The sequence below is a fragment of the Pseudonocardia sp. McavD-2-B genome (assembly GCF_024124365.1).
Taxonomy (GTDB): Bacteria; Actinomycetota; Actinomycetes; order Mycobacteriales; family Pseudonocardiaceae; genus Pseudonocardia; species Pseudonocardia alni.
Genome location: NZ_JAMXSG010000289.1, coordinates 1 through 7,046, shown reverse-complemented (window position 1 = coordinate 7,046; position 7,046 = coordinate 1). Strand labels below are relative to the sequence as shown.

Annotated in this window: 7 protein-coding genes and 1 pseudogene; 4 read left to right on the top strand and 4 right to left on the bottom strand. The window is 77.9% G+C overall.

Going from position 1 to position 7,046, the window contains the following annotated elements; genetic code table 11:
• A pseudogene (locus NH602_RS26095) lies at window positions 1-453 on the top strand (hypothetical protein); the annotation flags it as partial.
• Between the two features lie 182 nt (window positions 454-635).
• The gene (locus tag NH602_RS32045) at window positions 636-1,250 is read left to right on the top strand and encodes a C40 family peptidase (protein WP_073573946.1); all 615 of its coding nucleotides are present in this window, start codon (window positions 636-638) and stop codon (window positions 1,248-1,250) included.
• A gap of 51 nt (window positions 1,251-1,301) precedes the next feature.
• On the opposite strand, the gene NH602_RS26085 is transcribed toward NH602_RS32045, so the two are convergent.
• On the bottom strand, window positions 1,302-1,706 hold the full coding sequence (locus NH602_RS26085) for an STAS domain-containing protein (RefSeq protein WP_253069169.1): 405 nt from the start codon (window positions 1,704-1,706) through the stop codon (window positions 1,302-1,304).
• A gap of 315 nt (window positions 1,707-2,021) precedes the next feature.
• Here NH602_RS26085 and NH602_RS26080 point away from each other — a divergent pair, with 315 nt between their 5' ends.
• Window positions 2,022-2,711 carry a TVP38/TMEM64 family protein gene (locus NH602_RS26080; protein ID WP_253069168.1) on the top strand — a complete coding sequence of 230 codons (690 nt, stop codon included), beginning with the start codon at window positions 2,022-2,024 and terminating at the stop codon, window positions 2,709-2,711.
• Window positions 2,712-2,715: 4 nt separating this feature from the next.
• On the opposite strand, the gene NH602_RS26075 is transcribed toward NH602_RS26080, so the two are convergent.
• From NH602_RS26075 to NH602_RS26065, 3 genes are read right to left on the bottom strand one after another with little or no spacing between them, the layout of a single operon-like run.
• Window positions 2,716-3,507, bottom strand: coding sequence for an endonuclease/exonuclease/phosphatase family protein (locus NH602_RS26075; protein ID WP_100880215.1), 792 nt, complete (start codon window positions 3,505-3,507; stop codon window positions 2,716-2,718).
• Between the two features lie 8 nt (window positions 3,508-3,515).
• On the bottom strand, window positions 3,516-5,081 hold the full coding sequence (locus NH602_RS26070) for an FAD-dependent oxidoreductase (RefSeq protein ID WP_308292884.1): 1,566 nt from the start codon (window positions 5,079-5,081) through the stop codon (window positions 3,516-3,518).
• Complete coding sequence (locus NH602_RS26065) at window positions 5,078-5,992, bottom strand: carotenoid biosynthesis protein (RefSeq protein ID WP_253069167.1); 915 nt, start codon at window positions 5,990-5,992, stop codon at window positions 5,078-5,080. Before NH602_RS26065 ends, NH602_RS26070 begins: the two co-directional genes overlap by 4 nt.
• A 127-nt stretch (window positions 5,993-6,119) precedes the next feature.
• Between NH602_RS26065 and NH602_RS26060 the strand changes: the two genes are divergently transcribed.
• Window positions 6,120-7,046 (top strand): glycosyltransferase family 2 protein (locus NH602_RS26060; protein ID WP_253069166.1); only part of this gene is annotated, 927 nt, incomplete at its 3' end.

Here is a 7,046-nt window from a genome sequence, read left to right as displayed (position 1 = left end):
ACCGCGGCCGCCACCCCCGCCGGGCCCCCGGCCGACACCGCCTCCGGCGGCGGCCTCGCCGGTGCGGGCGCCGTCGTCGCCGCGGGGCTCGGTCTCGCCTCGCTGACCGGCACCTCCGTCGGCGACATGCTGCGCGAGCGCGAGTCGCTCGTCGGGCAGATCCAGGCCGCGACCGGCAGCCCGGGCGACACCATCGAGTCCTTCTACGGCGCGCCCTGGGACGTCGCCGCCGTGGTCAACGGCGTCGTCGCGCTGGTCGCGGTCCTCGTCGGGCTCGTCCTGGTCCTCGGCCCGGCCGCCCGGCCCGCCGCGGGCGCCTGGGTCCGGCCGGTCGCCCTCGGCGGCCTGGTGCTCGGCGTCCTGGGGCTGCTGGTCTCCGGCGGCATGTACCTGGACCTGTTCGCCTCGACGCCGGTCCTCCCGCAGATGCCGGGCATCCCGGGCCTGGGCTGACCCGCCCCGGTCGGTGACCCGCGCCGGTCCCCGGACCCACCGCGGCACCGACCGGGTCACCCCGTTCACCCGCTCGATCGCTTCCGCTTCCGGTCCCCGCAGTCCCGTCCCTAGGTTCGGCGCAGGTCACCGCCCGGTGGCCCCGTCGCACCCGCCGACCGCGGGCGACCGGGAGGAACGCCGTGCCGCTTCGGTCCCCGTTCGCGACGACGCTCGTCGCCGTGGTCCTGCTGCTCGTCACCGGCGGTGTTGCCGCGGCCGGGCCGGCGGCGACGCCCGAGCAGCGTGCGGCCACCGCGGTCGAGGCCGCACTGCGCCAGATCGGGCTGCCGTTCGTGTGGGGCGGCAACGGGCCGGAGAACGGCGACCGCGGCTTCGACTGCTCCGGGCTGACCGCGTTCGCCTACGGCAAGGCCGGCGTCGTCCTGCCACGGACCGCGCACGCCCAGTACCGCCGCGGCCCGCGGGTCCCCGCCGGCTCCCCGCTGCGCCCGGGTGACCTGGTCTTCTACGGCACCGTCGACAAGGTCCACCACGTCGGACTGTTCGTCGGGCAGGACCGGATGGTGAGCGCTCCGACGTTCGGGCTGCCGGTGCAGACCTCCTGGTACCGGTGGCGCGGCGACGACTACCTCGGCGCGACCCGACCGGCGCAGGCCACCGACGGCGTCCCGGACCCGGCGGTCCGGGAGACGCCGGACCCGTCGATTCCGGACGAGCCCTGGTTCGACGCCCCCGCCGCACCGCGACTGCCCACGTCGCCGACGGCCCCGCGGCGGGCCCCGGCGACCCGCTGACTCCGCCGGTGGCACCGGGGGCGTGGAGCGGCGACGCCGGCACCCGCCCGGTCAGGACGCGTCGGCCACCGGGGTGTCGACCGCGACCACGGTGAGACCGAGGGAGGGCACCAGCCTCAGGGCCCGGGCCGCAGGCGCCGCCGGGTCCAGTACCACCACGACCGCGGTCCCGTGGGCACGGGCGCGGTCGGCGGCCGCGCGCAGGATCGTGACCCCGCGCAGTCCGAGGAAACGGACGGCGTTGAGGTCGAGTACGACCCGGCCACCCGCCGCGAGGTCGACGGCGGCGAGCACGCGCACCTCGACCGCGGGTCCGGTGGCGAGGTCGAGGTCGCCGGACACGCCGATGACGACGGTCGCGGCGGGACCGCACCCGACCTCGACCTGCTGGCCGGCGTGAGCGGGCTCGGGCTCGGGGACGAGGAGGAGACGACGGGATGGCGTGGGCGCGGTCATGGGTCCGCCAGGAGGGAGGTGGCCGGTCCCGCTGCGGGAACGGTCGGCCCGTGGTGCCGTCGGGGCACTGAGCTGTACCGGACGGCCGAACGACGACGGCTCCGAGGAGGCGTCGCCCGGTAGATGCGTCGAGCTGGACCGGGGTCGTCACGGTCGACGGGCCCGGCCCGTCACCGTAGCCGTCGCCGACACCGGGTGTCCAGGGTGCGGTCCGCTCCCCCGGCGGGCCGGCGCCCCGGCGGGGATACTCACGAGGATGCCGACCGCACCGGAGATCCCCCGGGCCGCCGGGCCCCGACCGCCCGCCGGAGCCCGGTGACCGGGCCCGTCGTCGCCCGCCTCTGGCGTCCCGTCCTGCTCGTGGCGCTGGTGGGCGTCGCGGTCGTCGTCGCGATCGCCGTCGGGGTGCCCTCGGTGGAGCAGCTCCGCGACGGCCTGGCCGGGACCGGATGGGCGGGACCGCTGCTGTGGGCGGCGCTGTACGCCGGACTGTCGCTCACCCCGGTGCCGGTCAGCCTGCTCGCCGTGCTCGGCGGGGTGCTGTTCGGGTTCGGCGAGGGGCTGCCCGCCACGCTCGCCGGGAAGTTCGTCGGCGCGGCGGTCGGGTTCGCCCTGGCGCGGCGGCTGGGCCGGGACACGGTGCTGCGGCTGGTGGACCGCTCGGGCCGGGGCGCGGAGCGGATGGCGGTGGTCGACGACCTGGTGCGCCGTCGCGGCGTCCTGGCCGTGGTGGGGGTCCGGCTCGCGCCGGTCCTGCCGTACTCGGTGCTGAACCTGCTGTGGGGGCTGACCGCGGTCCGGTTCCGGCACTACCTCCTCGGCACCGTCCTGGGGGTCACCCCGGGCACGACGGCGCTGGTCGCGGTCGGCGCGTTCGGCACCGACCCCGGGTCGCTGCCGTTCCTGGTCTCGGTGGCCGGGCTCGGGGTCGTCGTGCTGACCGGGGTCGTCCTGGCCCGGCGCCGGCCGGCCCGCTCGCGCCCCGACCCGCCCGCGAACGGCTGAGGGCTCAGCCGGGCCCGACCGTCGCGGCGACGGCGCGGTGGTCACCGACGTCGAGTGGCAGCACGGCCGGGTCCCGCCCGGTCAGGCGGCCGAGCGCGATCAGGTGGTCGAGCTGGGCGCGCGGCGTCGCCGCCGGGAACGTCCGCCCGTCGACGAGCCGCCGGCCGCCGGTCACCATCGCGGGGAGCGAGCCGGGCAGGTTCAGGTCCCCGGCGACGACCACCGGCCCGGGCAGCCCCGCCGCCCAGCGCCGCAGCGCCCGGAGCTGGCGGACGGCCGTCGGCGGGGCGAAGGACAGGTGGGTCGCCACCACCGTGAGCGTCCCCAGCTCCGCGGCGACGGCGACGCGCGGCTCGTCGGGGAACCAGGCGAGCCGGGTCCCCCCGCCGGGGGCGGGCACCGGCACCGGCAGCCGGCCCCGTCCGGCCTCGAACCCCAGCACGTGCCACCGGCGCACCGGGAGCCGGGAGAACAGCGCGACGCCGTAGCGCGGCCCGGTCGCCGGGTCGCCGGGGCCGCGCAGGACCGGGGGGTCGAGCGGGGTCCACGACGGCAGCGGGTCCGGACGCGGCTCGCCGTGCATGGTCGCGGCGGAGCGCCAGTCCACGGCACCGAGCCCGGCCGCGAGCAGCGACGGCTGGTCGTCACCCGCCGAGCGGGACTGGCCGGTGTCGACCTCCTGCACCGCGACGACGTCGGCGCCCACCCCGGCGACGGCCGCCCCGAGCGCGGGGCCGGTCAGGCACCGCCCGTCCGCCCCACGTCCGGAGGCGAGGTTCAGCGACGCGACCCGCACGGCCGCGGTCAGCGGGCCGCGGCGTGGCGTCCGCGGGCCCCGCGCAGCGCCGGGACACCGGCGAGGAGGCCGCGCTGCGGGATCCCGTCGACCGGTTCGGCGGCCGCCCCCAGCTCGGCGAGCACGTCGTTCGCGGCGAGCACCCCCGACATCGACGAGCGCTCCATCAGCCCGGCGAGGTAGGGCGTCTCCACGAAGTCACCGGCCACCCGCAGGCCGCGCGCGTCGGTCCGCACCCCCGGCCGGGTGCCCGCCGTCCCGGGCGGGAACGCGGGCGCGGTGGCCTCCAGCCGGTCGTACCGGTCGAGGACGGTCGCGTCCGCGGTCTCGGGCCACAGCACGGCCAGCTCGGCGCGCAGCGCGGCCGCGGCGGACGCCGCGTCGGGCTCGGCGCAGGAGTAGGAGTGCAGCTCCACCACCGACCCGCCGGTCCCGGCGGCCCACCGGGACGAGGGCTCCTCCAGCCGGGAGTAGACGGTGACCGAGTCCAGGGTCGGCTGCCCGCTGACGGCGCTGAACACCGCCCGTCCCGGGTCGACGTCGCGGTCCAGCCACAGTCTGCTGACCGCGAACGGGGGCGCGACGCGCAGCGCCGCGCACTGTGCGTGCAGCCGCGGCGCCGTCGTCGCCAGCGCGGGTGAGCCGGTGACGACCGCACGCAGCGCGCCCGGGTCGAGGGCGAGCACGAGGTGCCGGGTGGTGGTCGCCGCGGGGCCCTCGATCCGCCAGCCGGCGCCGTCGGGGTGCACCGTGGTGACCCGCGCCCCGGTGCGGACCTGCGCCCCGAGGGAGGTGAGGTATCGCCACAGCGGCTGCCAGACGGCGGTGGCGTGGTCGGTGCACGGGGCGTCGAAGGCGATGCCCTCAGGGTTGCCGAGGAAGTAGTAGTGGAACATCGCGACGAGCTCGGCGGCGGACAGGTCGCCCTGGTTGCAGAAGAACGACCGGGCGAACGCCTCGAACAGCATGCTGCGGGTGCGCTCGGTCATCCCGAGCCGGTCGAGGAACGACGCGGCGTCGACGCCGTCGAGCTCGGCGGTGGTGGTGGCCCGGTCGTAGGCCAGCAGGGCGCGTCCGGCGTCGGGGTCGGCGGAGGTGAGCTCGCGGCGCGACAGGCTCCGGCTGCGCAGCGCCAGCGCGAGCAGGTTGAACGGCGGGGCGGCGGGCAGCCCCGACAGGTCCTCGTCGGGCCACCGCGCGGAGATCACCGGGTAGTGCCCGACCGGCCGCAGGAACGACAGCTGCGGGTCGGCGCGGCGCAGGATCGACCGCCAGGTGTAGTACTGCCGGAAGAAGGCGTGGAAGCCGTGCTCGACCTGCGCGACGGTGCCGTCGGACAGGGTGTGCGGCCAGGCCCCGAGCCGTCCGCCGAGGTGGTCGGCCGCCTCGAGCAGGGTGACCCGCACCCCGCGTTCGGCCAGCACCACCGCCGCGGACACCCCGGCGATCCCGCCCCCGACGACGACCGCCTCCGACCCGGCGGGCACCTCACGCGGCAGCAGCGGGTCGGGTGTCACCAGCCGTCGTCGGCGCATGCGCAGCGGTGCGGCGCGGCGCCGCAGCGGGTCGGTCACAGGGTCCCTCCGGGACGGACGTGCGGACCGTGTCCGCCGGGGTGGCGGGCAGCGGATTCGTGGGCAGCGGAGTCGTGGGCAGCGGAGTCGTGGGCAGCGGAGTCGTGGGCACCGCGGTGACGGGCCCCGGGGCGGTGGGCCGCGCGGTCGCGGCGCAGGACGAGCGCGTACGGGACCGCGACCAGCCCCATCAGCACCCCGCCGACCAGGGCCGAGCCGGGCAGGCCGAAGAACACCAGGTGGGCGAGCACCGAGGAGGCGTAGACCCACAGGTACAGCGTGGCCGCGGGCCCCGAGCGTCGTGGGCCGCCGGGCAGCGCACGGTGCAGCGTCCCGACGATCAGCAGCGAGACGACCAGCCAGCCGGCGTAGTTGGTCAGCGGGATGCCGGGCACCAGCGGGAGACCCGGGTCGGGGCGCGCCCAGACCCAGTGGCCCGCGTCGACCATCTGCGGGTCGAGGAACACGTCCCAGGCGGCCAGGGCGAACGCCCCGACGGCGACGACCCCCGGTCCGCGCCGGGCCAGCGCCCGGCCCACGACGAGCGCGGGCCAGGCCATCATCGTCCACGCCATGGGCACGACGAGCGGGACGCCTGCCACCTCGGCGCCGAGGGTGCCGGTGTAGGCGTAGTCACCGAACGGCCACCCCGTGGCGAGCCCGACGGACTCGGCGACCAGTCCCCCACCGCCGGCGACACCGAGCAGCAGCAGCCCGCCCCGGGTGCCGTGCACCCGGACGACGTCGGCGACCGCGGCCAGGAAGAACACTGCCACGCTGAGCACCGTCACGGGCGTCCGCAGCGTGTCGGGGGTGAGCGGGTAGAGGATCTGCACGGTCACCGCGCCGGCGACCAGCACCCAGGCGGGCACGGTCGTGCGCAGTGCCCGGGGGGCAGCGGCCAACGCCACGCGGGAACCTCCACACGGTCCGGTCGGGGGTGGTCCCACGGTGCCACCACCCGGGCCGGCCCGCGCGTCGTCCGTGGCGGCGTCGATCGTCGCGCGGCCGGGCCACGCCCTCCGTAGGGTCGTCCGAATGCTCCCCCGCCGGTCGCTGCGCGCCGTCCGTCCGCTCGTGGCCGCCGGATCCGCCCTCGCCGCCGCGGGGGCGGTACAGGCCTGGGTGAACCGGGCGGGGCTGCGGCGCCCGCCCGCCGGACCGCCCACGGTGACCGTGCCGGTGTCGGTGCTGGTCCCGGCCCGGGACGAGGCGCACCGGATCGCGCCGACGGTGCGGGCGCTGACCGGGCAGCACGGCCTGGCCGACGCCGAGATCCTGGTCCTCGACGACGGCTCCACCGACGGGACCGCCGACGTCGTGCGCACCGCGGCCGCCGGCGACCCCCGGCTGCGCGTGCTCACCGGTACCCCGCCCCCGCCCGGCGTGCTCGGCAAGCCGCACGCCTGCGCCGCGCTGGCCGCCGCGGCCCGCGGCGAGATCCTGGTCTTCGTCGACGCCGACGTCGTCCTCGTCCCGGACGCCGTCGCGGCCGCGGTGGCGCTGCTGCGCGACCGGGACCGGCCGCTGGACCTGCTGTGCCCGTGGCCGCGGCAGGTCGCCTCCGGCCCGCTCGGCCGGCTGGTGCAACCGCTGCTGGCCTGGTCCTGGCTGACGACGCTGCCGCTGTCGGTCGCCGAGCGGTCCGGACGGGCGTCGATGGCCGTCGCGAACGGACAGTTCCTGCTGGTCGAGGCGGCCGCACTGGCCCGGGCGGGCGGCTGGGCCGCGGTGTCGGGCGCCGTGCTCGACGACATCGGGCTGGCCCGGGCGGTCCGCGCCGCCGGGGGCCGGACCGGCATCGCCGACGGGTCGCAGGTCGCGTCCTGCCGGATGTACGCGACCGGCGCGGAGCTGCGGGCGGGCTACCGCAAGTCGCTGTGGGCGGCGTTCGGCTCGCCCGCCGGGGCGGTCGCGGTCGGCGCCGGGCTGGTGCTGGTCTACGTGCTGCCCGCGCTCGCCGCG